28 protein-coding genes and 1 riboswitch are annotated in these 26,813 nt (G+C 69.1%); of the genes, 14 read left to right on the forward strand and 14 right to left on the reverse strand.

Features of this window, described 5'->3' with window-relative positions:
* Positions 1-139: 139 nt before the first annotated feature.
* Positions 140-487, forward strand: coding sequence for a hypothetical protein (locus tag Aple_RS24120; protein WP_155346956.1), 348 nt, complete (start codon positions 140-142; stop codon positions 485-487).
* 182 nt (positions 488-669) lie between these two features.
* Here Aple_RS24120 and Aple_RS24125 read toward each other — a convergent pair whose 3' ends face one another.
* The 3 genes from Aple_RS24125 to Aple_RS24135 form a co-directional block, all read right to left on the reverse strand.
* Complete coding sequence (locus Aple_RS24125; RefSeq protein WP_155346957.1) at positions 670-858, reverse strand: hypothetical protein; 189 nt, start codon at positions 856-858, stop codon at positions 670-672.
* Positions 859-965: 107 nt separating this feature from the next.
* Positions 966-1,694: a GntR family transcriptional regulator gene (locus tag Aple_RS24130; RefSeq protein WP_155346958.1), complete on the reverse strand. Its 729-nt coding sequence runs from the start codon at positions 1,692-1,694 to the stop codon at positions 966-968.
* Positions 1,695-1,740: 46 nt separating this feature from the next.
* Positions 1,741-2,160, reverse strand: coding sequence for an ATP-binding protein (locus Aple_RS24135; protein WP_170321636.1), 420 nt, complete (start codon positions 2,158-2,160; stop codon positions 1,741-1,743).
* A gap of 262 nt (positions 2,161-2,422) precedes the next feature.
* Between Aple_RS24135 and Aple_RS24140 the strand changes: the two genes are divergently transcribed.
* Positions 2,423-3,250, forward strand: a complete 828-nt coding sequence (locus tag Aple_RS24140; RefSeq protein ID WP_155346960.1) for a helix-turn-helix domain-containing protein — start codon at positions 2,423-2,425, stop codon at positions 3,248-3,250.
* Positions 3,232-3,474: a DUF397 domain-containing protein gene (locus Aple_RS24145; RefSeq protein WP_246264740.1), complete on the forward strand. Its 243-nt coding sequence runs from the start codon at positions 3,232-3,234 to the stop codon at positions 3,472-3,474. The genes Aple_RS24140 and Aple_RS24145 overlap by 19 nt, the downstream gene beginning before the upstream one ends.
* Before the next feature lie 411 nt (positions 3,475-3,885).
* On the opposite strand, the gene Aple_RS24150 is transcribed toward Aple_RS24145, so the two are convergent.
* Both Aple_RS24150 and Aple_RS24155 read right to left on the reverse strand, forming a co-directional pair.
* A complete protein-coding gene (locus tag Aple_RS24150; protein ID WP_155346962.1) occupies positions 3,886-4,356 on the reverse strand; it encodes a hypothetical protein in 471 nt (156 codons plus the stop codon).
* A gap of 62 nt (positions 4,357-4,418) precedes the next feature.
* Complete coding sequence (locus Aple_RS24155) at positions 4,419-6,470, reverse strand: dynamin family protein (protein WP_170321637.1); 2,052 nt, start codon at positions 6,468-6,470, stop codon at positions 4,419-4,421.
* Positions 6,471-7,020: 550 nt separating this feature from the next.
* On the opposite strand from Aple_RS24155, the gene Aple_RS24160 reads away from it, so the two are divergent.
* Complete coding sequence (locus Aple_RS24160; RefSeq protein WP_170321638.1) at positions 7,021-7,929, forward strand: helix-turn-helix transcriptional regulator; 909 nt, start codon at positions 7,021-7,023, stop codon at positions 7,927-7,929.
* A gap of 16 nt (positions 7,930-7,945) precedes the next feature.
* Here the strand turns inward: Aple_RS24160 and pknB are convergent, their stop codons facing one another.
* The 4 genes from pknB to thiO form a co-directional block, all read right to left on the reverse strand.
* Positions 7,946-9,805, reverse strand: a complete 1,860-nt coding sequence (gene pknB, locus Aple_RS24165; protein ID WP_155346965.1) for a Stk1 family PASTA domain-containing Ser/Thr kinase — start codon at positions 9,803-9,805, stop codon at positions 7,946-7,948.
* A 70-nt stretch (positions 9,806-9,875) separates the two neighbouring features.
* Complete coding sequence (locus Aple_RS24170) at positions 9,876-10,676, reverse strand: thiazole synthase (RefSeq protein WP_373869620.1); 801 nt, start codon at positions 10,674-10,676, stop codon at positions 9,876-9,878.
* Positions 10,673-10,873: a sulfur carrier protein ThiS gene (gene thiS, locus Aple_RS24175; protein ID WP_155346966.1), complete on the reverse strand. Its 201-nt coding sequence runs from the start codon at positions 10,871-10,873 to the stop codon at positions 10,673-10,675. The genes Aple_RS24170 and thiS overlap by 4 nt, the downstream gene beginning before the upstream one ends.
* Positions 10,864-12,003 carry a glycine oxidase ThiO gene (gene thiO, locus Aple_RS24180; protein ID WP_155346967.1) on the reverse strand — a complete coding sequence of 380 codons (1,140 nt, stop codon included), beginning with the start codon at positions 12,001-12,003 and terminating at the stop codon, positions 10,864-10,866. Before thiO ends, thiS begins: the two co-directional genes overlap by 10 nt.
* Positions 11,992-12,107: riboswitch (TPP riboswitch) on the reverse strand. (Overlaps the previous gene by 12 nt.)
* Positions 12,108-12,235: 128 nt before the next feature.
* Here thiO and Aple_RS24185 point away from each other — a divergent pair.
* Genes Aple_RS24185 through thiE form a run of 3 tightly spaced genes read left to right on the forward strand, consistent with a single transcriptional unit; the run spans position 12,236 to position 14,542 of the window.
* A complete protein-coding gene (locus Aple_RS24185) occupies positions 12,236-13,405 on the forward strand; it encodes an NAD(P)/FAD-dependent oxidoreductase (RefSeq protein WP_155346968.1) in 1,170 nt (389 codons plus the stop codon).
* A gap of 43 nt (positions 13,406-13,448) precedes the next feature.
* Positions 13,449-13,823: an Rv2175c family DNA-binding protein gene (locus tag Aple_RS24190; RefSeq protein WP_155346969.1), complete on the forward strand. Its 375-nt coding sequence runs from the start codon at positions 13,449-13,451 to the stop codon at positions 13,821-13,823.
* Between the two features lie 50 nt (positions 13,824-13,873).
* The gene (gene thiE, locus Aple_RS24195) at positions 13,874-14,542 is read left to right on the forward strand and encodes a thiamine phosphate synthase (RefSeq protein ID WP_155346970.1); all 669 of its coding nucleotides are present in this window, start codon (positions 13,874-13,876) and stop codon (positions 14,540-14,542) included.
* Positions 14,543-14,715: 173 nt separating this feature from the next.
* On the opposite strand, the gene Aple_RS24200 is transcribed toward thiE, so the two are convergent.
* Positions 14,716-15,783 carry a polyprenyl synthetase family protein gene (locus tag Aple_RS24200; protein ID WP_155346971.1) on the reverse strand — a complete coding sequence of 356 codons (1,068 nt, stop codon included), beginning with the start codon at positions 15,781-15,783 and terminating at the stop codon, positions 14,716-14,718.
* A gap of 130 nt (positions 15,784-15,913) precedes the next feature.
* On the opposite strand from Aple_RS24200, the gene metF reads away from it, so the two are divergent.
* On the forward strand, positions 15,914-16,828 hold the full coding sequence (metF, locus tag Aple_RS24205) for a methylenetetrahydrofolate reductase [NAD(P)H] (protein ID WP_155346972.1): 915 nt from the start codon (positions 15,914-15,916) through the stop codon (positions 16,826-16,828).
* Positions 16,829-17,188: 360 nt separating this feature from the next.
* Here metF and Aple_RS24210 read toward each other — a convergent pair whose 3' ends face one another.
* A complete protein-coding gene (locus Aple_RS24210; RefSeq protein WP_246264741.1) occupies positions 17,189-17,728 on the reverse strand; it encodes a GNAT family N-acetyltransferase in 540 nt (179 codons plus the stop codon).
* A gap of 200 nt (positions 17,729-17,928) precedes the next feature.
* Between Aple_RS24210 and Aple_RS24215 the strand changes: the two genes are divergently transcribed.
* Positions 17,929-18,447, forward strand: a complete 519-nt coding sequence (locus Aple_RS24215; RefSeq protein ID WP_218038494.1) for a flavin reductase family protein — start codon at positions 17,929-17,931, stop codon at positions 18,445-18,447.
* A gap of 206 nt (positions 18,448-18,653) precedes the next feature.
* Here the strand turns inward: Aple_RS24215 and Aple_RS24220 are convergent, their stop codons facing one another.
* From Aple_RS24220 to Aple_RS24230, 3 genes are read right to left on the reverse strand one after another with little or no spacing between them, the layout of a single operon-like run.
* Complete coding sequence (locus Aple_RS24220; protein WP_155346975.1) at positions 18,654-19,121, reverse strand: nuclear transport factor 2 family protein; 468 nt, start codon at positions 19,119-19,121, stop codon at positions 18,654-18,656.
* The gene (locus Aple_RS24225) at positions 19,118-20,149 is read right to left on the reverse strand and encodes a TIGR03617 family F420-dependent LLM class oxidoreductase (RefSeq protein ID WP_155346976.1); all 1,032 of its coding nucleotides are present in this window, start codon (positions 20,147-20,149) and stop codon (positions 19,118-19,120) included. Before Aple_RS24225 ends, Aple_RS24220 begins: the two co-directional genes overlap by 4 nt.
* The gene (locus Aple_RS24230; protein WP_155346977.1) at positions 20,146-21,342 is read right to left on the reverse strand and encodes an acyl-CoA dehydrogenase family protein; all 1,197 of its coding nucleotides are present in this window, start codon (positions 21,340-21,342) and stop codon (positions 20,146-20,148) included. The genes Aple_RS24225 and Aple_RS24230 overlap by 4 nt, the downstream gene beginning before the upstream one ends.
* 119 nt (positions 21,343-21,461) lie before the next feature.
* On the opposite strand from Aple_RS24230, the gene Aple_RS24235 reads away from it, so the two are divergent.
* From Aple_RS24235 to Aple_RS24255, 5 genes are all read left to right on the forward strand, one after another.
* Positions 21,462-22,850, forward strand: coding sequence for a zinc ribbon domain-containing protein (locus Aple_RS24235; RefSeq protein WP_155346978.1), 1,389 nt, complete (start codon positions 21,462-21,464; stop codon positions 22,848-22,850).
* Positions 22,850-24,037 (forward strand): acetyl-CoA acetyltransferase, encoded by a 1,188-nt coding sequence (locus Aple_RS24240; RefSeq protein ID WP_155346979.1) that lies wholly within the window; start codon positions 22,850-22,852, stop codon positions 24,035-24,037. Before Aple_RS24235 ends, Aple_RS24240 begins: the two co-directional genes overlap by 1 nt.
* A 61-nt stretch (positions 24,038-24,098) precedes the next feature.
* Positions 24,099-24,740 (forward strand): TetR/AcrR family transcriptional regulator, encoded by a 642-nt coding sequence (locus Aple_RS24245; RefSeq protein WP_155346980.1) that lies wholly within the window; start codon positions 24,099-24,101, stop codon positions 24,738-24,740.
* Between the two features lie 81 nt (positions 24,741-24,821).
* The gene (locus Aple_RS24250; RefSeq protein WP_155346981.1) at positions 24,822-25,898 is read left to right on the forward strand and encodes an acyl-CoA dehydrogenase family protein; all 1,077 of its coding nucleotides are present in this window, start codon (positions 24,822-24,824) and stop codon (positions 25,896-25,898) included.
* Between the two features lie 2 nt (positions 25,899-25,900).
* Positions 25,901-26,812: a hydroxymethylglutaryl-CoA lyase gene (locus Aple_RS24255; protein ID WP_155346982.1), complete on the forward strand. Its 912-nt coding sequence runs from the start codon at positions 25,901-25,903 to the stop codon at positions 26,810-26,812.
* The last annotated feature ends 1 nt before the right edge of the window (position 26,813 follow it).

A 26,813-nucleotide genomic window follows, 5' to 3' on the forward strand; every position in this document is an offset into this window, starting at 1 on the left:
TGCTTCCCATCTGGATGCGGTCTCACGTACGGTCAGGCCCGCCCGCTGGGCCGAAGGCGAGGCGGCCCAACGATGTTTGTCGCGCTGCACGATCTCCTCAACGGCGCCGCTGGCACATCTCGAGACGGGACAATCAAGCGTGAGGAAACTGGTCGCCTGCGTCGCACTGGCATCGCTAACGTCCTGCGGGCACAGCGAGGAACGCATCGTGCCCTCCCTCGCCGAGATGGAGCAGGTGGCCCGGACGGCCGGCCCGGACGACGGCACAACAACTCGGCCGCAGGAGATCGGGGGGATCGAGTTTCAGGCCATCTACCGAGAGGGCGACCGTGTCTATTTCCAGGTGGACGAAAACGGGCCCGGCGTGGACCCCTACGGCTACGTCTGGAGCCCTAAGCACGCACCGGTCGACGACTCCAACCCGTCGGTCGCTTCGTCTTTCGAGCACATCCAGGGTCCTTGGTATCGCTGGAGCGACAGCTACTGAGCCTTCCATCCTGATGGTTCGATCATCAGAAGGCTGAAGAGCGGTGCCGGAGGAGAAGAGGCTTCTGGCCGTCGGTTGTTACAACTTGTCAGCCACGGCCAGATCGGCCATTTGTGCTGCCTGCGAACACATCTCCACCCTTCAGCAGGGCCCACCATGCGGTCTGTCGACCAGGCACAGTGTCAACGCCAGGCGCCTTTCATGGTGTCCGGGTCAAGGTCGAGTTCCATGCTCATCATGTCGGCCGGCATGCGGCGGCTCGCGCCCTGCTCGGCGACCCGGGGCAGCGCCGCGTTGACGGTCGTGACCTTGCTTGTCGTGCCCAACTCGTCGGCGGCCGGCGCCAGGGCTTCGTCATCGATGTCGATCACTGTTTCTCACCTGCTGTCCAACTCTCCGCTACTGGGCGGATGCGTTGCGCCCTAGTATTCCGCGGTCCAGGCGCGTAACTGGTTCGGCACGTGAGGCTGGCGCTCGTTCACGGCGCGTTTTCCTGGTCGCGGTCGCCGCGAGGAGTCAGGCCGGTCGTCGTGCGGCGGGACTTGCGGACATGGTCGGCCGGTGCCGGGCTCAGGGCCATTGACGTGCCTTTGGGCGGCCATAGATGGCGGGGCGACGCCAGCGTGCCCACGTACGGGATCTCGTAAGTCCAGCCCTTGGCGGTGAGGCGGGTCAGAATGCCCCAGGCAGTCGCTTTGGAGATGCCGTGTTCGGTCATCAGCTGGCGCTGGGTCGTGACCCGCTCGTGTGCGGCGATCTTGCCGGTACGGATCATCTCGGCCAACTCCGTGGCGATCTGGGTGATCTGATCCTGCACCGACACACGCGGCGGCAGAACCGGCCCCGTGGGAACACCGACCACGAAACCGACACCAGGCACATTGTGTATCATTCGTCGATTTCGGAGCTCGCGCTGGATTCGTACAGCGGTGCTCCGGGGGATGGCATAGGCGATCATCAACTGCTGGACGCTGGGCATTCGCGCGCCCTCGCGTAGCTCGCCGCTGGTGATCCGCGTCGCCAGGATGTCGATGATCTCCCGTCGGCGGATGGCGAGGAGGGCTCCGCTGGGGCCGCCGGTCTTGCCGGATGGGACGACCCGCAACGCGGGAGCCGCACGCGATTCCGGCGCTTCAGTCTCGCGAGCGTCGTGCGAAATCATCTGCGCCGCACGACGCCGCTCGAATTCTGTCCGCGTATCCGTCATCTCTCTTTCTCCTCTTGAGTGAAGTACGACTTTCGGCGAGCACGCTTCACGCGGATTCCGCGAGCTGGAACCACACCACCTGGCCCGTCATCCCCTCATGCCAGCCCCACATTGAGGCGATTCGACTCACCAGCCACAGTCCTCTGCCCGCGCAGTCCTCTTCATCGAGATCCGTGACGACCTCGGGCTTACTGGTGGGCGCCCCCTGATCGATCACCTCCACCCGGACGATCCCCGCCTCCCGGCACACCACCACGGACACCGAGCCGCCCGGTTCACGCCCCGAATCCGAATGCCGGATGGCGTTCCCCAGTAATTCCGAGGTCAGCAGCAACACGTCATCGATCCGGGTGCACCCCGCGCTCACCAGCACGTCCCGGACGTATCGCCGGGCCAGCGGAACCGACTCCGCCACGCCGGGAAGATCCGCATACCACAGCACGCTCCGCGACAAAGCGACTGACACGCCCATAGGGAAACCCGTCCTCTCCGGCCAGATGTGACGTCACGTCATGTCCGACCCGATCATCTGGTGCATTTGTCGGATTGCTGTCATATCCGCATTGGCAAAATAATTCTGAGGGGTTCCAGATTGGCCAAAGACGCGCTTTATTAGTAGGCGAACACCTCGCACAAAGGTGTCACGAATAAGCCCGGCCGAATGGGGCTGGGTGTCAATAACCGTCAGAATTTGTCAGTACGCGGTGAGCGTGAAAGCAGGGGCGTGCATGGAAAATGATCTCGGTCCGCGACTTACCCCGGCCCAGCGATTCGGAAGGGAACTCTCGCGCGTCCGCAGAGAAGCGGGCCTGACCCAGGCACGTCTCGGCAAGCGCCTGGAATGCTCGTCCTCGCTGGTGGCGCACATCGAGATCGGCGACCGGAATCCCAAACCCGACTTCGCCGCCCGGTGCGATCAGATATTCGGCACGGGCAATCTTTTCAGCCAGCTCTGCCGGAACATCACGTCTCCCACCGGCCCGGAATGGTACGTCCGCTGGGCCGAACAGATCGAACCCGGCGCGCGCGTCCTGCGCAGCTGGAATCCGCTGCTGGTTCCCGGCCTGTTCCAGACCGAGGCGTACGCGCGGGCGGTCTTCCGCGGCGCCCTGGCCACATCGGAGCAAGAGGTCGAAGACGGCGTCAGCGCCCGCCTGCGCCGCCAGCTGATCCTGGAAAGGGAGAAAGCCCCCTCGGTGTGGGCGCTCATGGACGAGGGCGTGCTACGCCGCCTCATCGGAAGCCCCGAGATCATGTACGAGCAACTCGACCGCCTGGCGTCACTGGCCACCCGCCAGAACATCTTGATCCAGATCCTGGCCCCCGAAGCTCCCTGTACGGCGGGCTGGGCGTCGGCCTTCAGCATCGCCGAGTCAGTCAACGCTCCGACCGTGGCATCGGTTGAATCGGCAGGCCGTGGCGAGGTGTCAGCGGAGCACGAGTTCGTCTCCATGATGTGGAATCGATATGACAGGATACGAGCAGACGTGTGCCCGTCCACGCAGTCGCTCGACATGATCAAGGAAGCACGGGATCAATGGAAGCAAAGGATGTGATCAGCGTGGATCTCTCCAAGGCCGTGTGGAAGAAGAGCTCCCGCAGCGCCGACAATGGCGGAGAATGCGTCGAGGTCGCTGTCAACATCCCGGGAATCGTCGCCGTCCGCGACAGCAAGAACCCCGAAGGTCCCGCTCTCATTTTCACCCCCGCTGAATGGCGCGCCTTCCTCGGCGGCGTAAAGCACGGCGAATTCGATGCCGGGGTTTCACCGGGGCAATGACACCGCCGCCCGCTCGACCACGGCGGACGAGCATTTCGAGCAGGCCCAGGCGTGCTGCCCGGAACGGGCTGGCGCGTGCTGCGCCTGCCCGCCGGGACGTCGCTGGCTGCGGTCTGGCCGGACGCGGCATACAAGGCGTGATGAGGCTGCCGATCTCGGCGGGGGCTCGCCAACGGAGCCGTCTCGCTTAGCCAGCTGCGGGTGAGCGTCGGCACCCTCGGTTTCCAGCCACACGCTGACCGGGAAGCCCGGGTCGCAGACGTCGGCGGACCGGGACAAGACCAGCCACGATCGCTGCAGACGAAGTCGACCAGAAGTGATTGAACCTCCCGCCGCGCCACCCGAATTTCCGGATGGTTCGGCGGCGAGGTACCAGGAGCCGCCCTTCAGGACGAGACCGTAGGGCGCGCTTCAGGTGACCGCGCGCATGGCGGTGAGGGACGCCCGTGTGCTGGTCCGAGCATTCGTCAGCCGCTGCTCCGCGCCGGCCAGGCCGGGTTCGTCGAGCATCGCGGCGGCGGCCTCGGCAAGCTCGAGCATGGCGGATGCCATCATGCCGGAAGCGTGCCGGCCGTTGGACGTGGTGGCCTCCGCCGACAATGCCGACGCCGTCTGGCTCGTCTTCCTGGCTCGCTTGATCGCATCCTCCAGCCATGCCCGGCGCACCTCGCCCGCCTTGTCCGGCTCGCAGGTGGCGATGGCCTCCACGGTCAGTTCCCCAAGGATGCCCTGGCCGGTCACATACGTGCCTCTGCCGCGTTCTCGCCAGGTCTCCGTTTCGAGAGGGGTGGCTGAGTCTGAGCCGGATGCGGCGCGCGAGCGTGATCGGCTCGCGAAGATGATCAGGCCCACGATCACGCCGCCGACAACTATCCATTCCACCAGGCTCACTATTACTCTCCGTCGAGAACGGCCGCGGTTCCGCTCTTTGCCGCGGGTGCTTTTCATTGGGCCACGTCGAGCATGTCGGCCAGTGTCGCCACTCTCTTTCGCGCGTCAGTGAGGGCGATTCGTTCTCTCTCGACCTCGGCCAGCCCTCCATGCACGGTCTGGATCGCGTTGCGGTATAGGGAATTGATCCGTTCGCCTTGATCCTGGAGATACTTCAACAACGCGTCGACCCGGGTCTGAAGAATTGTCCTCGCTTGCTGGGCGTAGCGGTCAGCCAGTTGGTCGGCTTGACCGTCATTCCCGACAACCGCCGTCCACACCATCAGGCAGGCGTAGTTCTCAAGCAGCTTGTCCAGGGCCTCGCGGGAGTCGGCGTCCGATCCGAGCACCGTCAACGCGAGCTGCGTGAGCTTCTCGAAGATCTCCCTCCATATCTCCCCGGCCCATCCGCCAGGAGGGCCAGACGACCCCGTCAACGCCTGGCTGAAGATCTTCCGCAGCTGTGCGTGGATGCTGTCCAGCACCAGGATGACCACTCCCACCGGTCGCAGGTTCAGCGGAAGCTCCTCCCAGCGAAGATCGAGAAGCTCGTCGATTCCCGGATCCACGATGTTGAGGTTGGGCGGGGTCGCTCCGGTTCCGGCAAGGAGCTCCTGCCACGTTCCGTTGAGCTCCTGTTCGAACTTCTCCAGGTCGGGTAGGACGAGACCCCGAATGGTCTGGAGCCGCTGCTTGATGATCGGAAACACGTCATTCTCACTCCACCGCGTCATCTCCTGGCTCAGCCGATCGGTGAGTTCTTTGGAGATGAGCATGATGCGGGCGGTTGTCGCCTTTGGCATGATGCGGGCGGCTCTACTTCCCGGGGCAGGTGGCCGCGTGCCGCGCTTCTGCTTGGCCCAGATCGCGAGGCGCGCCTGACTATCTTGGAAATGGTCCAGCGCAAGGTCCCTGACTGGTTTGTCGAGCGACGTCAGGATGCTGCTATAGGCAACCTGTTTGATGCTGGCCGTCAGTTCTCGCAACTTGTCCACGGATTCGTCGATCGTGTGCTTGTGTGCCGTCAGGTCCGCAGCGTCGGCATCCAGCAACTTGTTCTGGTCGACGATGGTCTGGGTGAGGTCGTGAAGACGGCGGAGCAGGATCTTGCGGGGACGGGCGAGCTTCTTCTCGATCAGGTTGCCGTCGGCCAAGGATGCCAGATCCTGTTCGAGCCGGGCGAAAGCGTGCACACCAACGTAGCTTTCGCCGCGTCCGAGTCGGTCCTGGAGCGTGTTGTACGAGTCGATGAAGTAGACGCGCCCGCGCAGCAGGTCGATCACTTCAGCGGGTAGGTCTAGCGAACCCAGGAACCGCTCCCAGCGTCGGGGGAATCCTGTGTCGAGTTCTTCCTGCTGCTCGGGCCGGAGCGAGCCGAATTTGTTGACGGCCACGAACACGGAGCGGTGCTCCAGATCGAGGAGGGCATACCTCAGTCGTTCGCTCTCCACCGAACGCAGTGCGGTGTCCGCGTGGAGCACCAGGATGAGGGCGTCGCAGCTTCTCATGGCATCGTCGGCGATGGCATCGTGCGACATGAACCCAGCGCTGTGTCCGGGCACATCAATGTAGGCGATGCCGAAGCTGAGGATCTCCCGATCGGACTCGAGGATCGCCTTCATGTAGTCGATGTCGGGGGCGGCGGGTTCGTCGGCGTCCTCGGCGCTCTTCAACTTCCTGTTGCGTTCCAGAAATTCCTCGTGCGTGATTTCCTGCCGGTCACCCGCGGACGTCTCGATGATGATCCGCGGTGAGACCCCGTAACGAATCTCCGCGAGTCGGCTGGTCATGGGGTTCACGCCGGCGGGCAGCAGATCTGAGGCGAGCATGGCATTGATCAAGGTGCTTTTACCGTTGCTGAAGTCGCCGACCACGCCGATTCGGAAGGTGTGGTCGTCAAGAGATTTCGTGGCGCGATCGAGCGCCGAGAAGTCGGTACCCGACCGCACCCGCTTGGCGATCGCCTTCGCCTCCTCCACGGCCCTTTCGATCTCTTTGCGCGCATGCTCCCAGGCAGCCCAGTTGTTGGGGCCGCCGATCGGTGCATCGGGCGCGGGATTGTTCATCCAGGTCTCCAAGCTCTTTTGAGAATTCCGGCGAGATGTTCCATTGGCGATGAGCGCACGAGCGGGCGGTGGCTTGCCGCCCCGGCTATCTCGAGAGCGCGATGCGCGGCGGCCAGGCGGCAGGGAGGGCCGCTCTGGCCGCCGCGGCCCCCGACGAGGCGATGATCTGGGCGCGAATGCTAATTGCTCAAATGCCAGTGGTGGGTGGTGCGGAAGTGGTGTCGGGCAAGATTGCATTGGGGATCCGCTTGAATTACCTCCATCAGTGGCTGCAGGTAACGCACCTCTGGAGGAGTCGTTCGTCTATCTAGATGTACATGCGGCCGATGGCGTCTTGTATCCCAGATTTCTGGGATATCTGCGGGCCGGCGCCTAGACTTTGCGCATGAAAGCCGACATGGTTGGGTTCGAACAGAAGCTGGCCCGACAGCACAGTGCTCTTGACGTGCTCAGCGTTACCGCTTCAGAGGTTCTTAACCGGGTACCCGCGGATGTATGGTGCACTGTCCTGCTCGATCCCTCCACATTGCTTGACACTGGTGGCCAAAACGTGGCGGGTTTCCCCGATGAGTACCTCACCCGCCTGTTCGAGATCGAACATTTAGAAGCAGACGATCCGGGTAACCTGCGCGACCTCGCGAATAGCGCCGCTATGACCAGCCTGCTAAGCCGCTCGACGGCGGGTCGGCTCGATGTGAGCAAGTACTACCAGGAAATCCTGCGCCCCCAGGGACTCGGTGACGAACTACGCGTCGTCATGCGCGACGGCCCCCGCATCTGGGGAATGATCGTGATGTGCCGCGAATCCGGGGCGGCACCGTACACGGCCGCGGATGAGGCAGCCGCCGCCCAGGTGAGCCGCCCGGCGACAGTGGCGCTACGGCGCTCTCTGCTCCTGAGCGGGGTGGACGAGGGCAGGATCCCGGACGCACCAGGATTCATCGTGGTCGATCGAGACGCGACGGTCCGAACCGCATCGCGAACCGCGCTTTCCTGGCTTGAACTGCTCCAAGACGGCGCCCCGATTCAGGCCCGCCCCGTACGCGCGGTGATCTCCGCGGCGCGCCGGGCCGGGGTGGCGCGCTCTCGCGCCCTCACCCGGTCAGGCCAATGGGTGGCGCTTCAGGCGTGGTCGATGGATCAGGGCGAAGAGCAACTCGTCGCCATCTCCCTCGGCCCACCCGAACCCGGCGAGCTGACCGCGGTGATTCTCGGCGCGTACGGACTGAGCGAGCGGGAGCAGCAGATCACCCAGCAGGCCATGCGCGGTCACTCCACCGAACGGATCGCCGCGCATCTGAATATCAGCTCCCACACCGTTCAGGACCACCTCAAAAGCGTTTTCGTCAAGACCGGTCTGGGCAGCCGACGGGCACTAGTCGCGGACATCTTCTTCCGCCACTATTTGCCCGCTTTCGGCGACGGCCCGTTGTCGACCGACGGACGACGTTTCGCTTGAGCTTTGAAGCAGGAGGTCAGTGCCAGAGAGTGATCCTGGTGCCCTGCGGGACCTGGCCCACGGGGTTCTGGGCGATCACTCTGCGGCCGCCGACGACCTTGCGGACCTTGACATCGAAGCCGGCGGCCTGGAGTTCCCTGCGGGCGTCGTTGACATCCTTGAAGCGGACATCCGGCACGTTGACGAAGTCGGGGGCGGCGATGGACGGGTCGCGCTCCCAGGGCCAGAACGGGGTGTCGGGCCCTCTGGACACGGTCATGCAGATCTTGGTGGTGGCTTCCATCTCTGCGCCGCCCGCGGGATCCTGAGCGATCACCGTGCCGGCAGCCGCGTCATCGGTGACCTCGTTGACGCAGTCGGTGGGGTAACCCTTGCTGGCCAGGAACTGCTGGGCCTGGTCGCGCATCATGCCGGTCACATCGGGGGCGAGCAGCCCGGCGCTGACGACCAGAATGACCGAAGAACCCTTGCGGACACGCTTACCGACGACCGGGTCAGAACGGACCACCAAGCCACGGGCGATCTTGTCGCTGGCGGTCTTGCGGACGCGGGAGACCGTCAGACCGGCTTCGGAGATTCTCAGCCGCGCGTCGGCCTCGCTGAGGTTCTCGGTCTTCGGCACCGGGACGGTCTCCGGACCGGCCGACGCGATGATGGTCAGGACCGTGTCCTTGTCGACCTCCTGGCCGCTGGCCGGCTCGGTCTCCAGGACGATGTCCTTGGCCACCTTGCCGTCGAACCGGGCTTCGCCGATCTTGACCTGGAAGCCGAGCTTGCGGGCCTGCTGTTCGGCCAGCTTCACGTTCTGGCTGACCAGGTTGGGGACCTTCAGGGTCCGCTCCTGCGAGAAGTACCACCCGCTGAACGCGATCCCAACCAGCATCACCACGGCGAGCCCGGCGATGAACCAGATCGGCCGCGATTTCCTCTTGGCGCCTGGAGCGGCGGCGGGCAGGTCGAAGCTGGGCTGGATGGTCGTGTGCTGGACCGGGGCCTGGATGGCGGGGGCCGTGTGCTGCCCGCTGGTGCGGGCCAGGCCGCGGTGCGCCTCGACGGCCGCGATCAGCATGGCCGCCGCGTCGGCGGGCCGCCGGTCGGGCTCCTTGGCGGTGGCGGACAGCACCAGCTCGTCCAGCGCGGGAGGCGTCTCCGGCGCCAGCTGCGAGGGCGCGGGCACGCTGTCGTGCACATGCCGGTAGGCCACCGACATGGGCGACTCGCCCTGGTACGGCTGGTGCCCGGTCAGCAGCTCGTACAGCACGATGCCCGCCGCGTACACGTCGGCGCGCACGTCCGCGACGCCCGCCGTGACCTGCTCGGGCGACATGTACGCGATGGTGCCGATCATGATGCCGGACTTGGTCTGGTTGCTGGCCTCGATCGCGCGGGCCAGGCCGAAGTCGACGACCTTGACCCGGCCGTCCTCGGTCAGCAGCACGTTCTCCGGCTTGACGTCGCGGTGGATCAGCCCGGCCTGGTGGGCCGCGCCGAGGGCGGCCAGCACCGGGATCATGATCTCCAGGGCCTCCCGGGCGGGGATCCGCCCGCGCTCCCGCAGGACGTCGCGCAGCGTCTTGCCCGGGAAGTACTCCATCGACAGGTACACGTGGTCCCCGTCGGTGCCCTGGTCGAAGACGTGCACCACGTTCGGGTGCGACAGGGAGGCGACGGATTTCGCCTCGCCGATGAACCGCCGCACGAACTGCGGGTCCTCGGCCAGCGAGCGGTGCATCACCTTGACGGCGACCATGCGGTCGAGCCGGACGTCCAGAGCCAGGTAAACGGAGGCCATACCCCCCCGGGCGATCCGGGACTCGACGCGATAACGCCCGTCGAGCGTGTGCCCTACGAGTGGGTCGGTTAGCGTCGTGTCCACGGCCCAGAGTTTACGGGTGATTTGCCACCCCCAGGGCGGGGGAATCCCAAACCGAGACCCATAAAAAGCTTTACTGGCTTTTTGGATCGCTCCGGTCGCGCGCGGGCGAGGACGCTTCAGCGTAGCGGCGGCGGGGGATGCGGCCCGCCAGGCGCGCCCGCCGGCCGGCGCCGACCGCGTCGCGCATGGCGGCGGCCATCAGCTCAGGACGCCTGGCCCGGGTCACGGCGGTGGCCAGCAGCACGGCGTCGCAGCCGAGCTCCATCGCCAGCGCGGCGTCGCTGGCGGTGCCGATCCCGGCGTCCAGGATCACCGGCACCTGGGCCGACTCCACGATCAGCTCGATGTTGTGCGGGTTGCGCACGCCGAGCCCGGACCCGATCGGCGCGCCCAGCGGCATCACCGCCGCGCACCCGGCCTGCTCAAGCCGCCGCGCCAGGATCGGGTCGTCCCCGATGTACGGCAGCACCGTGAACCCGTCCGCGACCAGCCGTTCCGCGGCGTCGAAGGTCTCGATCGGGTCCGGCAGCAGGGTCCGCTCGTCGGCGATGACCTCGAGTTTGACCCAGTCGGTCCCGAGCGCCTCCCGGGCCAGCCGGGCGGTCAGCACGGCCTCCCCGGCCGTGAAACACCCGGCCGTGTTCGGCAGCACCCGGATGTCCCTGGCCCGCAGCACGTCCAGCACCGACCCCTGGGCGGCCGGGTCGAGCCGCCGCATGGCCACCGTGGTCAGCTCGGTCCCGGACGCCACCAGCGCCCGGTCCAGCACCTCCAGCGACGGCGCGCCACCGGTGCCCATGATCAGCCGGGACCCGAACTTCTCGCCACCCAGCACCAGCACGTCGTCAGCCACGTCATCCATGCCCGTCATCCTCCCTGCACCGCCGTCAGCACTTCGACCCGGTCCCCGTCGGCGAGCGCCGTGGCGTCCCAGGCCCCCCGCCGCACCACCTCGTCGTTGACGGCCACCGCCACGCCGCGCGTCTGCCCCGTCAGCGCCAGTACGGCATGCGCCACCGAAGCCCCCTCGGGCAGCTCGTGACCGCTGCCGTTGATCGTCACTCGCATCTGTTTCCTCGATCGAATCGGGCCGGGTCGCAGGCGGCCAGGCTCGGCGGCGGCGGAGCGCCGGTGAGCAGGGCGGCGACCGCGTCGGCCGTGATGGGCGAGAGCAGCACGCCCGCCCGGTGGTGCCCCGTCGCCACATACACCCCGGGCAGGCCGGTGGCACCGATGAGCGGCAGGTTGTCGGGGGTGCCGGGCCGGAACCCCGTCCTGGTCTCGGCGAGCTCCAGCTCGGCGATGCCGGGCACCAGGTCGCGGGCGTCCCTGAGCAGTTGGTAGACCCCGCCCGCGGTGACTCTCGGGTCGAAGCCCTGCTCCTCCATGGTCGCGCCGACCGTGATCTCGCCGTTCTCGCGCGGCACCAGGTAGACCGGCACGCCGTGCACCCAGCCCCGCACGCATCCGGTCAGGAAGCCGCGAGGGCCGTGCAGGCGCAGGATCTGGCCCTTGATGGGGCGGACCGGAAGGCCGGGCAGCAACGCCGCCGACCGGGCGCCCGTGGCGACCACGATCTGCTCGGCCCGGACGGCGCCCTCCGCCAGCCGTACCAGACCGGACTGGACTTTCAACGCCGGTTCCGGGACGAACGTGGCGCGCGCCCGGGCCAGCGCCGCGCACAGGGCGGGGGCGAGCAGGCGCGGGTCCACCCAGGCGTCGTCGCGGGCCAGCAGGCCGCCGCGCACCGACGGCGCCAGCATGGGTTCGCGTTTGCGGCATTCGCGGCCGGTCAGGCGCTCGACCCGCAGGCCCAGCGTCTCCTCGAAGCCGGCCAGGTCGTCCAGCTGGGCCAGGTCGTCGGAGTCGTAGGCGATCTCCAGCGTGCCGTCGGTGCGGTAGTCGACGGTCCGGCCGCTGGCCTCCTCCAGTTCGGTACGGAACGACGGCCACCGGGCCAGCGACTCCAGACCGAGCCGTAACAGCGGCTCCTCGGTGAAGGTGACCTCGCTGACCGGCGCCAGCATGCCCGCCGAGGCGTAGGTCGCGCCACGCCCGGGATCCGGGTCCACGACCGCCACCCGCAGCCCCCGCAGGGCGGCCCGCCAGGCGATGGCGAGGCCGACCACACCGGCCCCGACGACGGCCACGTCGAAATCGGTATTCTTGCCACTTTCCGAAACTGCGGATTCAGGCACCGCGCTCCCTTCGCCGGCATTATCCGGATCAGGTGTCATAGCGGTCGAGAACCTTGGAGAGTTCTCCTCTCAGCCCGGTCAGCCGGACTCCCGCGCGTCTTACCGCATCAGCCTACTCGGGTCCGCACCCGCAACGCACAACACGCCATTCACATAGTGTGCGCGGTACTTACCCAATTTGTTACCCAATCTCCATTGGCGAGTGCCCCCGTAGGCAATCTATGGTCAGGGCGTGGATCACGTAGTGGTGGTGGGAGCCGGCCTGGCCGGAATTCGGAGCATCGAGGCCCTGCGGGCCCACGGGTTCGTCGGCCGCATCACGCTCGTCGGGGAGGAGGCCCATCGCCCCTACGACCGCCCGCCGCTCTCCAAGGCCGTGCTGCTCGGCGCCGCCGACTCCTCGGTGGTCGACTCCGACCTGGACGCGCTGGACGTGACGCTGCGGCTCGGCACGGCCGCCAAGGGCCTGCGCGACGGCGTCGTGGAGACGACCGACGGTGAGCTCCAGTTCGACGGCCTGGTGGTCGCCACCGGGGCCACCCCGATCGTGCTCCGCGGGGAGGGCCACCAGCACGTCCTGCGGACCATCGACGACGCCCTGGCGCTGCGCGCCAAGCTGCTCCCCGAGACCCGGGTGGCGATCATCGGCGCGGGCTGGATCGGCGCCGAGGTGGCCACCGCCGCCGCCCGCGCGGGCTGCCAGGTGACCGTGGTCGAGGCCGACGACGCGCCGCTGGCCGGCGCCCTCCCCGTGGGCGCCTACACCATCCCGTGGTACGCGGAGGCGGGCGTCGAACTCCTCCTCGGCACCAAGGTCGGGACGGTCGACCCGGACGGCCTGACCCTGCTCACCGGCGACCGGATCGAAGCCGACGTGGTCGTCACCGGCGTGGGCGTGCGGCCCGCCGTGGCCTGGCTGGAGGGCTCCGACGTGGAGCTCGACAACGGCGTCCTGGTGGACGAGCACCTGCGCACGTTCGCCCCCAACGTGGTCGCCGTCGGCGACTGCGCCAACTGGTGGTCGCGCCGCTTCGGCCGCCGGATGCGGATCGAGCACTGGGACAACGCCCTCAACGGCCCCGACGTGGCCGCCGCCAGCCTGATGGGGGAATCCGCCGTCTTCGACCCGGTGCCCTACTTCTGGTCCGAGCAGTTCAACCACATGGTCCAGTACGCGGGCCACCACGCCGGCGCCCGCATGATCCTGCGCGGCGACCCGGAACGCGACGCCGGCTGGTCGGTCTGCTGGCTGACCGACGACCACCGCCTCACGGCCATCCTGACCGTCGACCGCCCGCGCGACTTACTCCAGGGCCGCAGGCTCGTCGAAAGCCGCCAGAGAGTCGACGTGGTACGGCTCGCCGACCCCGGAGTGACCCTGCGTGATTGCACTGTGGCTTAATCGAAGTGTTTCATGGCACGCGCCATGTGGTAATGGTGGTGGCGTGACGCTTACTGTTGCACAGATCGACCGAGAGACCGACCAACTGGTGGGGGACTGGCTTCCGCTCTCAACGGTCGCGAAGACGCTGGGCCTGAGCATCGGCCGGGCCAAGCAGCTCATCAAGGACAAGAAGCTCGTCGGAGTCCGCAGAGGCGGAGGCGAGCCGCAGATCCCGGCGGTTTTCCTGGCCGGAGACGATGTCATCAAGGGCCTGCCCGGCACCCTGACCGTGCTGGCGGACGCCGGATACGGCGAGGTCGAGTCCATTCGCTGGCTGTTCACCAGCGATGACTCGCTCCCCGGCGCGCCCATCGACGCGATCGTGGCGGGCCGCCACACGGAGGTCAAGAGGCGGGCCCAGGCACTGGGCTTCTAACGCCCGGGCTCCTGACGCCCGGGCTTCTCAGCGCATGACATCGTGGTCGGGTGACTGAAGACTCTTACGAAGGTGCCCGGCGGCGTCTTTCGCGTGCCCTCCTGTACCTGTGCACCGACGGCAGACGCGACCGCGGCGACCTGGACGAGTTCCTGGACGCCGCGCTCGCGGGCGGGGTGGACATCCTCCAGCTGCGTGAGAAGGGGCTGGAGGCGCGGGAGGAGCTCGCGCTGCTCGAACGGTTCCGCGCGGCCTGCGACCGGCACGGTGCGCTGCTGGCGGTCAACGACCGGGCCGACCTCGCGTTCGCGGCGGGGCTGGCCGGGTTCGCGCCCGACGTGCTGCACCTGGGCCAGGACGACCTGCCGGTCCCGGCCGCCCGGGCGATCCTGGGCCCCGGCGTGCTCATCGGCAGGTCCACCCACGCCGAGGCCGAGGCGTCGGCCGCCGCCGTCGAGCCCGGGGTCGACTACTTCTGCTGCGGCCCGATCTGGCCCACCCCGACCAAACAGGGCCGCCCGGCCGCCGGACCCGCCTTGCTCCGCCATGCCGCGGGCCTGGCCCGCCCGTGGTTCGGCATCGGCGGCATCAACCTCGCCAACCTCGACGAGGTCCTGTCGTACGGCGTGCGCCGCGTGGTCGTCGTCCGGGCCATCACCGAGGCCGACGACCCGAAGGCCGCCGCCGCCGAGTTCAAGCGCCGTCTTAGCCGGGCTTAGAGCGCCAACAGAATGAGCAGGTCGCCGCGTTACTCGCCGTTATCCGGCGCCGTTCACGCAGGTGACGGTTCTCGCCGCACCGGCGCCAAGAGCGGCGGCGGCATTCTGTTGGGCATTCTTAGCCGGGTGGCCGCGTTGGCCGGGTGGCCCGAGGTAGCTCGCGTTAGCCGGGTTCAGGTCCGGCGCGCGGTGGCGGCCACGGCGAGGGCCGCCAGGGCCTCGCGGGCGTCGGCGGTGATGCCGGCCGTCTGGAGGGAGTCCAGCGCGTCGCGGAGGTAGCGCCCGATCATGTCCTCGCAGTAGGCCAGCGCCCCCGTGTCCTCGATCACCGCGCGCAGCCGGGCCACCCCCTCGGCGTCCAGCTTCGGGTCGCCGAGCAGGTTCCGCACGTCGTGTGCCTGCGCCTTGGAGGCGGCGGCGAGCGCGCGCGCGATCAGCATGGTGCGCTTGCCCTCGCGCAGGTCGTCCCCGGCGGGTTTGCCGGTCTCGACCGGGTCGCCGAACACGCCGAGCACGTCGTCGCGGAGCTGGAAGGCGATGCCCACCTTCTGGCCGTACTCGGCGCAGAACCGGTCGATCCACGGCTCGCGCGAGCGGGCGGCCAGCACCATGCCGAGGCGGAGGGGCTGCTCGACGGAGTATTTGCCGCTCTTGTAGAGGGCCACCCGCAGCGCGCTGTCGAAGGTGTTCTCGCCGTGCGCCTGTTCGAGCAGGTCCAGGTACTGCCCGCTCATCAGCTCGGTGAGCATGTGGTCGTAGACCGGCTGGGCGGCGGCCAGGGAGTCGGCGGGCACGCCGCTGGTCCGCCACATCTCGCCGGACCAGATCAGCAGCAGGTTGCCGAGCAGGATGGCGGCGCCCTCGCCGAACTGGAGGGCCGAGCCGCTCCACTCCGCGTCCAGGTGCAGCTTCTCGAACCGGCGGTGGGCCGACGGCATGCCGCGGCGCAGGTCGCTGGAGTCCATGACGTCGTCGTGCACGAGCGCGCTGGCCTGCAGCAACTCCAGGGAGGCCGCCGCCGTGACCACCCCCGGGTCCACGCCGCCGCCCGCCGCCCGCCAGCCCCAGTAGCAGAAGGCCGGGCGCAGTCGTTTGCCTCCCGCCAGGAAGTCCTCCGCCGCCGACATCACCGAGATCAGGTCGGGATCGTCGAACGCGGGGCGCTGCCGGTCGAGGAACCGCTGTAGCGCGCGGTCCACGTCCGGGCGGATGAGCTCCAGCGGACCCGTGACTTTTGTCATGTATGAGAGGGTATCTTCCATTGATCCTTATCCCCTTCCCCCGGGGCGGATGGGCCGAAAAGGCACTAAAGATCATGAATGAGACATAGTGGATCTCGGCTTCCCGGGACGGACCTGTAACCTGTGGGGTATGTCTCTAGGTCTTCCGTCGCGATTGCCTGACCGTGTTCCGACGGTCAAGGACCTGCTCGCCGCCGGTGAGCGGTCCTTCTCGTTCGAGTTCTTCCCGCCGAAGACCGACGAGGGGGAGCGGCAGCTGTGGCGGGCGATCCGGGAGCTCGAGGCCCTGCGCCCGACCTTCGTCTCGGTGACGTACGGCGCGGGTGGCGGGAACCGGGATCACACGGTGTCCATCGTCGAGCGGCTCGCGCACAGCACGACGCTCACGCCTGTGGCGCATTTCACCGCGGTCAATCATTCCATTCGGGAATTGCGGCATTTGGTGGGGCGATTCGCGGACGCCGGAGTGCGCAACATCCTGGCCGTGCGGGGGGACCCGCCGGGGGATCCGATGGGGACCTGGGTGCGGCATCCGGAAGGGGTGGAGTATGCGGAGGATCTCGTCCGGCTGATCCGGCAGTCGGGGGATTTCTGCGTTGGTGTGGCGGCTTTTCCGTACAAACACCCGCGGTCGGCGACGATCGAGTCGGACACCGAGCAGTTCGTCCGTAAATGCCGTGCCGGCGCTGATTACGCCATCACCCAGATGTTCTTCAAAGCCGACGACTATCTCCGGTTGCGGGACCGGGTGGCGGCCAAGGGCTGCTATACGCCGATCATTCCCGGCATCATGCCGGTGACCCAGATGAGCACGATCGCCCGCTCGGAACAGCTGTCCGGCGCGCCCTTCCCGCCCGAGGTCGCCGCCCGCTTCGAGGCCGTCGCCCACGATCCGGAGTCGGTGCGCCGCCTGGGCATCGAACACGCCGCGGAACTCTGCCAGACCCTGCTGGACGAGGGCGCTCCCGGCATTCACTTCATCACCTTCAACCGCTCCAGCGCCACCCGCGAGGTTTTCCAGGCGTTGGTCCCCGCAGTCGTCTAGGCGAGGGTCTCGAACAGAATGCCGCCGCCGTCCTGCCGCCCGCGTTAAGCGACCAACTGCCATCGCTCTATGCGTTCTTCGGTCTCTCCGGCATAGCGTCCGGCACCTCGCTGCCACTCTTGGCGGGTCTTCGAAGTTGACCGGGAGCCGTTGGCCGACCTGGACCAGTGGACGTCTTCAGGCTCCGCTGACCTTGACCTTCTGGAGGGGCGAACTGCGGCCGAGCCGGGAGATTGAGACTCTTTCCCCGGCCAAGTTCGAAGAGCCCTCTTGGCGCCGGTGCGGCGAGAACCGTCACCTGCGTGAACGGCGCCGGATAACGGCGAGTAACGCGGCGACCCGCTCGTTCTGTCAGGCGCTCTAAGCGAGAGGGAGTCGCGTCCCGGCGATCGCGTACGTCTCGTATCCGCCGGGGAAGACGAACTCGGTCATCAGATCGAGGAAGCCGACGCTCCGATAGAGATGCCGGGCCGCGGTGGGTGCGTCATGCGTGGAGAGCACGGCGGTCCGCTCGGTCCGGTCCGCGCAGATGGCCTTGATCATCGCGCGTCCGATGCCCTTGCCCTGGAAGTCCGGCCGGACGTGGATCTCGGCCAGTTCGAGCGCGTTCCCGAACCAGTCATCCGCGATCACGGGCCCTGCCCGCTCGAATAGTGCCCGCCGCACCACGTCGTGCCACCACTGCCCCTGCGCCCCCCGGAACCCGTAGGCGAACCCCACGATCTCCGGCGCCGTTGCGAACACGCATACGAAATCCGGATAAGTCGCGTGATTGCGCATGATGGCCATGCGCCCGGAGAGCTGATCAGGGGGCGGCCGCATCGCCGCCGTGTAGATGTCGAGCACGGCATCCAGCGCCGCGACGAACGCATCCGCTCCATTTCGCCGCAATTCGATCACAGCTAGCCACCCTAGCAGTGCCGCGCGCGATGGCCGATCCGGCGGCGTGTAGTAAAGCAAGCAATTGCTTGACATCGCGCGGCGCCGCCTTCTAAGGTCGAGATGTCCGGTAGGGACGTTGTTTCCGCCCTAACCAGGACGCTTGGATCTGCTGTGCAATGAAATCGATCACCGATTTGGAAGTGCTCGGGATGGTTGCTGTGACGCATGAGCATGTGTCTGGTGAGTTGTTCCGTTCGGTGTTCCGCCACCACCCGGCGGGGGTCACCGTGGTGACGTTCGAGTCGCCGGGCGGGCCGGTGGGCTTCACCGCGACCTCGGTCGTCTCGGTGTCACTCGCCCCGCCGCTGCTGTCGTTCGCGATCGCCCACACCTCCTCCAGCCTGGAAGCGCTCTCCCAGGCCGACACCGCGCTCGTGCACTGGCTGGAGGTCGGCCACTCGCACCTGGCCACCCGGTTCGCGCGCAGCGCCGGCGAGCGCTTCAGCGACCCGGAGTCGTGGACCCCGCTCCCGTCCGGCGAGCCGTTGTTACGCGGGGTGGGAACCTGGGCGAGGTGCCGCCTGGCCGAGCGCTTCCAGGCGGGCGACCACACGATCGTCATCGGCCTGGTCGTGGAGGCCCAGGCGAACGGTGCGGCCGACAACGCCCCACTGGTCTACGTGGACGGCCGCTACCACGAGATCAGCCCGATCACCCCACGCCTCAGCTCACGCTGACCAGCTCAGCCAAGGCGAGCCGAGGTGAGCCGAGGTGAGCCGGAGCCAGCCGAGGTGAGCCGGAACCAGCCAAGGTGAGCCAGGTCAGCCGAGGTGAGCAAAGGTCAGCTGAGGTCGCGGCGGGGATACCGCGCGGGCCGCTCTGGCAGCGGGAACGCCGGGTGGGTCGCGGCCCTGGCCACCCGCACCTTGCGGGTGTGCAAAGGTCAGCCGAGGTCGCGGCGCGCATACCGCTCGAACCGCTCTGGCAGCGGGAACGCCGGATGTGTCGCGGCCCCGGCCACCCGTACCTGGCGGGTGTCCAGCAGCCAGCCTTCTCCCGATCGGGCCAGCGTGTCGACGTACCGTCCCCAGATGTGCAGCTGTTCGCCGTTGGCCGCGCTCTCGTGCCAGGCGTAGACGTAGCTGACGGCCGACGCGGCGTCGCCGGACAGCTCCACCCGGATGTTGGACAGGTGATGGTTGGTCGCGCGATAACGCCCCAGCCGGTCGGCGAAGAGGGCGCGCAATGACTCCCTGCCGGTGAACACCGCGCCGTTGCCGTAGTCGAAACAGGCGCCCTCGGTGAAGATGGCGGCCAGCTCGTCGACCTCGGCGCGGTCCACCAGGTCGCAGTAGGCGAGCAGCACGTCGGTGACAGCCTGCCTGTCGGTCGTCTCCCGCCAGTCGTTCATCGGGCCGCCTCTCGCTGTCCCTCGTCGGCGAAGCCGCGGAGGATGTCGGTCAGCCGGTCGTCCTCGACCGGCCACGGGTAGTAGGACGAGATCCGGTCCAGCCGTCCGGCGAACCGCTCGGCGCAGAGCTTCGGCATCTCCTCGGGCCGTCCCAGGACCGCGATGTGCCCCAGCAGCGTGTCGTCGATCAGGTCGCCCATCCTGGCCCACTCGCCCGCGCGGGACAGCTCGCGCAGCTCGGGCTGCAGCTCCTCGTATCCCACGCTGGCCAGCACGCGGCGGTAGGCGGGGGTGGAGGCGTAGAACGCGATCTGCTCCCTGGTCTTGCGCTTCATCGCCTCGAACTGCTCCTCGGTGTCACCCATCACCATGAAAATGGGACAGTAGAGCGACACCTGCGACCGCTCGCGCGAGCCCGCGGCCAGGCCGCGCTCCAGCGCGGGCAGGGTGACCTCGTCCAGGTACGCGGCGGTGGTCATGCCGTGCAGGATCAGGCCGTCGCACAGCTCCCCGCCCAGCTCGGTCATCCGATCCCCGACGGCGGCGATCATCACCGGGATGGGCAGCTCGTGCCGGTCCGGCGTGAACACCGGCGACATCAGGGTGTGCCGGTAGTAGGGCCCCTCGTAGTTCAGCCTCGTCCCGGTGCGCCACGCGCTCCAGATCGCGTCCAGCGCGGTGAGGAAGTCGCGCATGCGCGCCACCGGGCTGCCCCACGGCATGGAGAAGCGCCGCTCGACGTGCGCCTGGATCTGGGTGCCCAGGCCCATCACGAAGCGTCCGCCGGACAGCGCGGCCAGATCCCACCCCAGGTACGCGGTGGACATCGGGTTGCGCGCGAAGGCCACCGCGATGGCCGTGCCGACGGTCGTCCCGCTGGTGGCCATGAGGGCCGCCTGTGACTGCAGGAAGGCGTCGGTCACGCTCTCGCTCGCCCACACGCCGTCGAAGCCGGTCCGCTCGGCCCACGCCGCGGCGGGGCCGCAGACGGCGGCGGAGGAGCCGATCAGGCCAAGGTCGATCTTCATCGGGCGTCCTTCGGTAGTCCCAGCACGCGCTCGCCCACGGCGTTGCGCATGATCTCGTCGGTGCCGCCGCCGACCCGCAGGCCGGGCAGCCCGAGGATCAGCTCCGACCAGGCGTAGGTGCCCCACTCGCCGGTGTCGGCGACCAGGGCGGCGCCGAGCACGTCCGCGGCGATGTCCCCGGCCCGGCGCAGCAGGTCGGTGAGGATCAGTTTGGTGACGGCCAGTTCAGGGCCCGGGGTCCCGGCGGCGAGCATCCGGGCGGTGGTCTCGCGCGCCGCCCAGCTCCTGATGTGCAGGTCGGCCAAGGCGTCGCGGATCCGCGTGTCCCCGGCCGCGCCGGTGTGCCTGACCAGGTCCACCAGGCGGGCGAGGAACTCCTCATCGAGCCCGCTCTCCAGGCCGATCGCGCCGCGCTCGTTGAGCAGCACGTCCACCACCACCCGCCAGCCCTGGTCCACCTCGCCGAGGCGGTGGTCGTCGGCCACGTACACGTCGGTGAGGAACACCTCGTCGAAGGAGGCGCCGCCGGTCAGCTGCCGGATCGGGCGGATCTCGACGCCGGGCGCCCGCATGTCGACCAGGAAGGTGGACAGCCCGGAGTGTTTGGGCGCGTCGCGGTTGGTCCGGGCGATGCACAGCCCCAGGTCGCTGTAGTGGGCGCCGGAGCTCCACACCTTCTGCCCGTTGAGGACCCACCCGTCGCCGCGCCGCTCCGCCCGGGTGGCCAGACCGGCCAGGTCGGAGCCCGCGCCCGGCTCGGAGAAGAGCTGGCAGGCCAGGAGCTCGGCGGTTCTGAGGCGGCGCAGGTAGGTGGTCTTGAGGAAGTCCGAGCCGTGGGTGAGCAGCGCGGGGCAGAACGTGGAGACGCTGAACCGGGTGTAGCCGTCGTCGGGGAGGTCGTACTGCGATTCCAGCTCGCGGAACGCGGTCGCGTACGGGGTGGGCAGCTCGCGCCCGCCGTAGGCGGCCGGGCCGTTGATCCAGGACAGCCCGGCCCGGTCGAGGGCGGCGCGGTAGTCCTTGAGGCGGGCGATCTCCTCCTGCTCGCCCTCGGCCCGCTCGGCGACCACCGAGACCCGGTCGTCGCCCTGGCCCCAGACCGGGCGGCCGGTCCCGCCGGAGCGGCGGGTGGTGTAGGAGCCGAGGAATTCGGCCGCCTCGCGGTGGAACTCCTCCTCCGATAGCCGGTTCATGGTCCTCCTGGTCGGTCGGGCGGCTGTTTGCTCTCGCCGTCCGGGTCTGGCTATGCTAGCAAAGCAATCGCTTGATTTACACGCTCACGGGACGCGTACCAGGACCAAGAGGAGCCTTGATGAGCGGAATCACCTCCTACGGTGTGTACGTCCCGGCGTACCGGCTCGACCGGGGGGAGATCGGCGCCTCTCTCGGGCAGCCGGGGCTGAGCGGTGCGCGCGCGGTGGCCGGGCACGACGAGGACAGCACCACGCTCGCGGTGGAGGCGGCCCGGCGCGCGCTGCGACGCGCGCCCGGATTCGCGGCCGCCGAGCTGTGGTTCGCCAGCACCCGCCCGGCCTATCTGGAGCGCAGCAACGCCGCCGCGATCGCCATGGCACTCGGCCTGCCCGAGGAGCTGGCGGCCTTCGACGCGGGCGGCGCCATCAGGTCCGGCGCGGGCGCCCTGCGGGCGGGCCTGCGCGGCGGCGGAGCGGTCGTCGCGCTGGCCGATCTGAGGTACGGGCTGCCCGGCTCGGAGGACGAGCTGCTCGGCGGCGACGCGGCCGCCGCCTTCACCACGGGGGACGATCCCGTCGCGGAGCTGCTGGGCGGGGCGGCCCGCACCATGGAGCTGCTGGACCGCTGGCGGGCTCCCGGCGCGATCCGCACCAGGACCTGGGAGGAACGGTTCGGCGTCGAGGACTACCTGGAGGCCGTCGAGGCGGTGACCGCGGCGGCGGCCAAGGAGGCGGGGCTGGAACCAGACGAGATCGACCACGTCGTGATCAGCGGTCCGCACGCGCGGGCCGTGCGGGAGGCGCGCCGCCGCTTCGATCCGGCCCGGCTCACCGCCGGGCTCGCCGCCGACACCGGCTACGCGGGCGCGGCGGACTTCGGCGTCCGGCTCTGCGCCGCGCTGGACCAGGCCGAGCCGGGGCAGACGATCCTGGCCGTGCTGGCCGCCGACGGGGCCGACGCGTTCGTGTTCCGCGCCACGCCGAAGCTGGCCGCCTACCGGGCGGCCGTCCCGCCGGAGCCCCGCGCGGTGCTCCCGCTCCGCTACGCCGACTACCTCACCTGGCGGGGCCTGCTCGACCGGGAGCCGCCGCGGCGCCCCGAGGCCAAGGCCCCCGCCCCGCCCGCCTCCTGGCGGAACATGCGCTGGAAGTTCTCCTTCACCGCGGCCCAGTGCGCCGCCTGCGGCACCAGGAACCTGCCGCCGCGCCGGGTCTGCCTCGGCTGCGGGGCCGCCGACCGGGGCGAGCCGGTGTCCCTGCGCGACCTGCTCGGCACCGTGGCGACCTTCACCGACGACTGGCTCTCGGAGTCGGTCCAGCTCCCGGCCAAGGCGGTGGCCGTGGATTTCGACGGCGGCGGCCGGTTCGAGTTCGAGATGACCGACGCCCCCGGGCGCGAGGTGGCCATCGGGGACCGGGTGGAGCCCGTCTTCCGGCTCGCCGGCGTGGCCGCCAACGAGATCCGCAACTACATCTGGAAGGTTCGCCCCCACGAGGAGGAGTCCTGATGCCCGCCCACGCCCTGAAGAACCCGGTGGCCGTCGTCGGCATGAGCTGCACCCGATTCGGCGAGCTCTGGGACAAAGACGTCGACGACCTCCTGGTCGAGGCGACCCTCGGGGCCGTGGGGAGCGTGCCCGGCCTGGAGCTCGGCGACGTGGACGCCTTCTGGCTCGGCACGATGACCTCGGGCGTCTCCGGCCTCACCCTGACCCGGCCGATGAACATCGCCGACCGCCCGGTCACCCGGGTGGAGAACATGTGCGCCACCGGCTCCGAGGCGTTCAGGAACGCCTGCTACGCCGTCTCCTCAGGGGCGTACGACACGGTGATGGCGGTGGGCGGCGAGAAGCTGAAGGATTTCGGCTTCTCCGGCCTGGAGATGCCCAGCGTGCCCGGCGACGGCACGCCCGCCAACCTCAGCGCGCCCGCCATGTACTCGATGATCGTGCCGTCCTACGCGCGCCGCTACGGGATCTCCGAGGAGCAGGTCAAGGAGGCCATGACCCACATCGCCTGGCGGAACCACGCCAACGGCGCGCTCAACCCGCGCGCGCAGTTCCGCAAGGGCGTGCCGAAGCAGGTCATCGCGCGCGCCCCGGCCATCGCCGGGCGGCTGAGCGTCTTCGACAGTTCCGGGGTGGCCGACGGCGCCGCGGCGGCGGTCATCGTCCGGGCCGAGGACGCCCGCAAGTACACCGACCGTCCGCTGTACGTGCACGCGCTCGCGCTCAGCGCCGGCTCCGCGACCGGGCGCAACGACGACCGGTACGACTACTCCGACCTGCCCGAGGTCGTCAACTCCAGCCGGGTGGCGTACGAGCAGGCCGGGATCACCGACCCGGCCACCCAGATCTCGCTGGCCGAGGTGCACGACTGCTTCACGCCGACCGAGCTGGTGCTGATGGAGGAACTCGGTTTCTCGGCCCGCGGCCGGGCCTGGGAGGATGTGCTGGCCGGGCGGTACGACCTGGGCGGCGCGCTGCCGGTCAATCCCGACGGGGGCCTGAAGAGTTTCGGCCACCCCGTCGGCGCGAGCGGGCTGCGCATGCTGTTCGAGATGTGGCTGCAGTTCCGGGGCGAGGCCGGGGAACGTCAAGTAGTCAACCCCGGGTTCGGCCTGGTGCAGAATCAAGGAGGTAGTCCCGGCGCGCTCGTGAGCGCCGTCTCGATCGTGTCGGATCGAGCGCCCTGAGCCACCGGGGCGAACCCGCCGAAATTTCCCTGACCGTTGTTCAGTTGAGGTAGGACACTCGATGACCCCTCCAGGAAAGACCACCAAGAGCGCTACCGGGAACCGGCGCAAGTCGACCGGATCGCCCATCGGGCAGGCGCGCAAGGAGAGCGTCCTGCTCGCCGCGGCCAAGGTCTTCGCCGAGAAGGGCTTCTCCAGCGCGACGGTGCGCGACGTGGCGGACGAGGCGGGCATGCTCTCCGGCAGCCTCTACTACTACTTCGACTCCAAGGAGGCGATCGTCGAGCAGGTGCTCCTGGAGTACCTGGACACGGTGATCAAGGAGTATCGTGCCGCGGTCGCGGACGCGGCGGGTCCCGCCGAGGCGCTGCGGGAGCTGATGGCGCGGGCGCTGCTGAGCGTGGCCCGCAACCGCTACCAGGTCCTGATCCTGCAGAACGACTGGCACTACGTGCAGGACTTCCCGAGCATCGCCCGCGGCCAGAACGAGATCGCCCAGATCTGGATGGACGTCATCGACGCCGGCATGGCCGAGGGCTCCTTCCGTAAGGAGTTCAGCTCGCGCATGGTGTACCGGACCGTGATGGGCGCCGTGCAGGCCATCATCCGCTGGTTCGACCCCCACGGGTCCATCAGCATCGACGAGATCATCCACATCGAGACCGAGCTGCTCCTGAACGGGGTGAACGTCCCGGCCCGTTGAAGCCGGGGCCGCCCCCGGCCGGGGCCGCGGTCTGATCCAAGATTGAAGCAATTGCTTGCTCGACAGCACGAAAGGACCCGCATGAGGGAGGACGCGGCGCTCCGCGCCGAGTTCGGGGAGACCGTCGGCCGGTTCCTCGACGCCCGCAGCCCGGTCGCGGTCAGCCGGGAGTCCCTCGGCGGGCCTGGCGAGCCGCTGTGGCGGGCGCTCGCCGAGGAGCTGGGCCTGCCCGGCCTGCTGCTGGACGAGCGGGCGGGCGGCCAGGGCGGATCCATCGCCGACCTGGGGGCCGCCCTGATCGAGGCCGGCCGGGTCGGGCTGCCCGCCTCGCTCCTGGTCACGGCCGGGCTGGCCGTGCCGCTGCTGGCCAGGTCCGGCGCCGAGCCGGGCCGCGAGCTGCTGGCGGAGATCGTGGCCGGGCGCGCGGTGGTGGCCCTGGCCCTGCACGAGGACAGTGCCGGGCTGGCGCTGGACGCGCCGGTGACCGAGGTGGAGCAGTGCCGGATCTCCGGGCGCAAGCAGTTCGTCGCGGCCGGCGAGGCGGCGACCCACTACATCGTGCTGGCCCGCACCGCTCTGGTCCTGGTCGAGCGCGGCGCGGACGGCCTGCTGGTCGAGCCGATGCGGGCGCTGGACCACGGCCGGGGCCTGGCGGTCCTGACCCTGGACCGGACCCCCGGGCAGGTGCTGGCGGAGGGCGCGCGGGCGCGTGAGCTGGCCGCGCGGGCGTTCACCGAAGGCGCGCTGCTGACCGCGGCGGACGCCCTCGGCATCGGCGAACGATGCCTGCGGCTGGCCGTCGACTACGCCAGGACCCGTACCCAGTTCGGCCGCGCCATCGGCTCCTTCCAGGCGATCAAGCACAAGCTGGCCGACATGTACGCGGAGCTGGCCACCGCCAGGTCGGCGGTGGAATGCGCGCTCGACCAGGCCGCCGCCGCGGAACCGGGCTGGGAGCTCACCGCCTCCATGGCCAAGGCGCGGACCGGCGACGCCGTGCTGCACGTGGTCAGGGAGGCCATCCACGTGCACGGCGGGATCGGGTTCACCTGGGAGCACGAGCTCTCCCACCACTTCCGGCGCGCGCTGACCGGCTTCGCCCTCTTCGGCACCCCCGCACACCACCGCGACCTCGTCGCCCGCGCCCTCGGAGTGTAGCCATGTCCGACATCCCGTCCAGCGTCGTGCTGCGCGAGGTGGGCCCGCGCGACGGGCTGCAGAACGAGCTCCCGGTGCCCGCCGCGCGCAAGGCCGAGCTGATCGCGGCGCTGGGCACGACCGGCCTGTCCCGCATCGAGGCGGTGGCGTTCGTCCACCCCAGGGCCATCCCGCAGATGGCGGACGCGGCCGAGGTGTGGGCCGCGGTGGCGCCTGCCCCCGGCGTCGGGTACTCGGCGCTGGTGCCCAATCTGAACGGTGCGCGCCGCGCGCTGGCCGCCGGTTTCACCGACCTGGAGGTCGTCGTGTCGGCCTCCGAGACGCACAACCTGCGGAATGTGAACCGCACCCCGGAGCAATCACTCGACGGGATCGCCGAGGTGATCGACTTCGTCCACGGCAGCGGCGCGACCTGCCAGGTGATCGTCGCGACCGCGTTCGGCTGCCCGTACGAGGGCGAGGTGCCCGCCGAGCGCGTCGCCGCGTTCGCCCTGCGCGCCGTCGCCGACGGGGCCGACTCGGTGTGCTTCGGCGACACCACGGGGATGGGCTCGCCGCCCCGGGTCCGGCGGCTGACCGGCCTCTTCCGCGACCAGGCCCCCGACACCCGCCTCGCCCTGCACCTGCACGACACCCGGGGCACCGGCCTGGCCAACCTGGTCGCGGGCCTGGAGCTGGGAGTGGCCGAGTTCGACGCCAGCGTGGGCGGCCTCGGCGGCTGCCCGTACGCGCCGGGGGCCACCGGCAACATCGCCAGCGAGGAGGCGGTCTACCTGCTCCAGGAGCTGTCCGTGCACACGGGCGTGGACCTGGAGGCGTTGCTGGAGGTGGCCGCCCTGGCGCAGGAGATCGTCGGCCGCGAGCTGCCGTCCCGGCTGCTCAAGGCGGGCCCGCGAACCCGGTTGAGCGTTTGAA

The sequence above is a fragment of the Acrocarpospora pleiomorpha genome (assembly GCF_009687885.1).
In the GTDB taxonomy this organism is placed as follows: Bacteria; Actinomycetota; Actinomycetes; order Streptosporangiales; family Streptosporangiaceae; genus Acrocarpospora; species Acrocarpospora pleiomorpha.

What these genes read in the sequence shown, in the direction of transcription:
- Aple_RS24155 (WP_170321637.1), bottom strand. Translation starts at nt 6,470, where the DNA reads ATGAACAATCCCGCGCCCGATGCACCGATCGGCGGCCCCAACAACTGG.
- Aple_RS24145 (WP_246264740.1), top strand. Translation starts at nt 3,232, where the DNA reads ATGGAAGCAAAGGATGTGATCAGCGTGGATCTCTCCAAGGCCGTGTGG.
- thiS (WP_155346966.1), bottom strand. Translation starts at nt 10,873, where the DNA reads ATGCGAGTGACGATCAACGGCAGCGGTCACGAGCTGCCCGAGGGGGCT.
- Aple_RS24225 (WP_155346976.1), bottom strand. Translation starts at nt 20,149, where the DNA reads ATGAAGATCGACCTTGGCCTGATCGGCTCCTCCGCCGCCGTCTGCGGC.
- Aple_RS24250 (WP_155346981.1), top strand. Translation starts at nt 24,822, where the DNA reads ATGAGGGAGGACGCGGCGCTCCGCGCCGAGTTCGGGGAGACCGTCGGC.
- Aple_RS24245 (WP_155346980.1), top strand. Translation starts at nt 24,099, where the DNA reads ATGACCCCTCCAGGAAAGACCACCAAGAGCGCTACCGGGAACCGGCGC.
- Aple_RS24230 (WP_155346977.1), bottom strand. Translation starts at nt 21,342, where the DNA reads ATGAACCGGCTATCGGAGGAGGAGTTCCACCGCGAGGCGGCCGAATTC.
- Aple_RS24240 (WP_155346979.1), top strand. Translation starts at nt 22,850, where the DNA reads ATGCCCGCCCACGCCCTGAAGAACCCGGTGGCCGTCGTCGGCATGAGC.
- Aple_RS24130 (WP_155346958.1), bottom strand. Translation starts at nt 1,694, where the DNA reads ATGACGGATACGCGGACAGAATTCGAGCGGCGTCGTGCGGCGCAGATG.
- Aple_RS24255 (WP_155346982.1), top strand. Translation starts at nt 25,901, where the DNA reads ATGTCCGACATCCCGTCCAGCGTCGTGCTGCGCGAGGTGGGCCCGCGC.
- metF (WP_155346972.1), top strand. Translation starts at nt 15,914, where the DNA reads ATGTCTCTAGGTCTTCCGTCGCGATTGCCTGACCGTGTTCCGACGGTC.
- Aple_RS24170 (WP_373869620.1), bottom strand. Translation starts at nt 10,676, where the DNA reads ATGACGGGCATGGATGACGTGGCTGACGACGTGCTGGTGCTGGGTGGC.
- Aple_RS24140 (WP_155346960.1), top strand. Translation starts at nt 2,423, where the DNA reads ATGGAAAATGATCTCGGTCCGCGACTTACCCCGGCCCAGCGATTCGGA.
- Aple_RS24235 (WP_155346978.1), top strand. Translation starts at nt 21,462, where the DNA reads ATGAGCGGAATCACCTCCTACGGTGTGTACGTCCCGGCGTACCGGCTC.
- Aple_RS24200 (WP_155346971.1), bottom strand. Translation starts at nt 15,783, where the DNA reads ATGACAAAAGTCACGGGTCCGCTGGAGCTCATCCGCCCGGACGTGGAC.
- Aple_RS24220 (WP_155346975.1), bottom strand. Translation starts at nt 19,121, where the DNA reads ATGAACGACTGGCGGGAGACGACCGACAGGCAGGCTGTCACCGACGTG.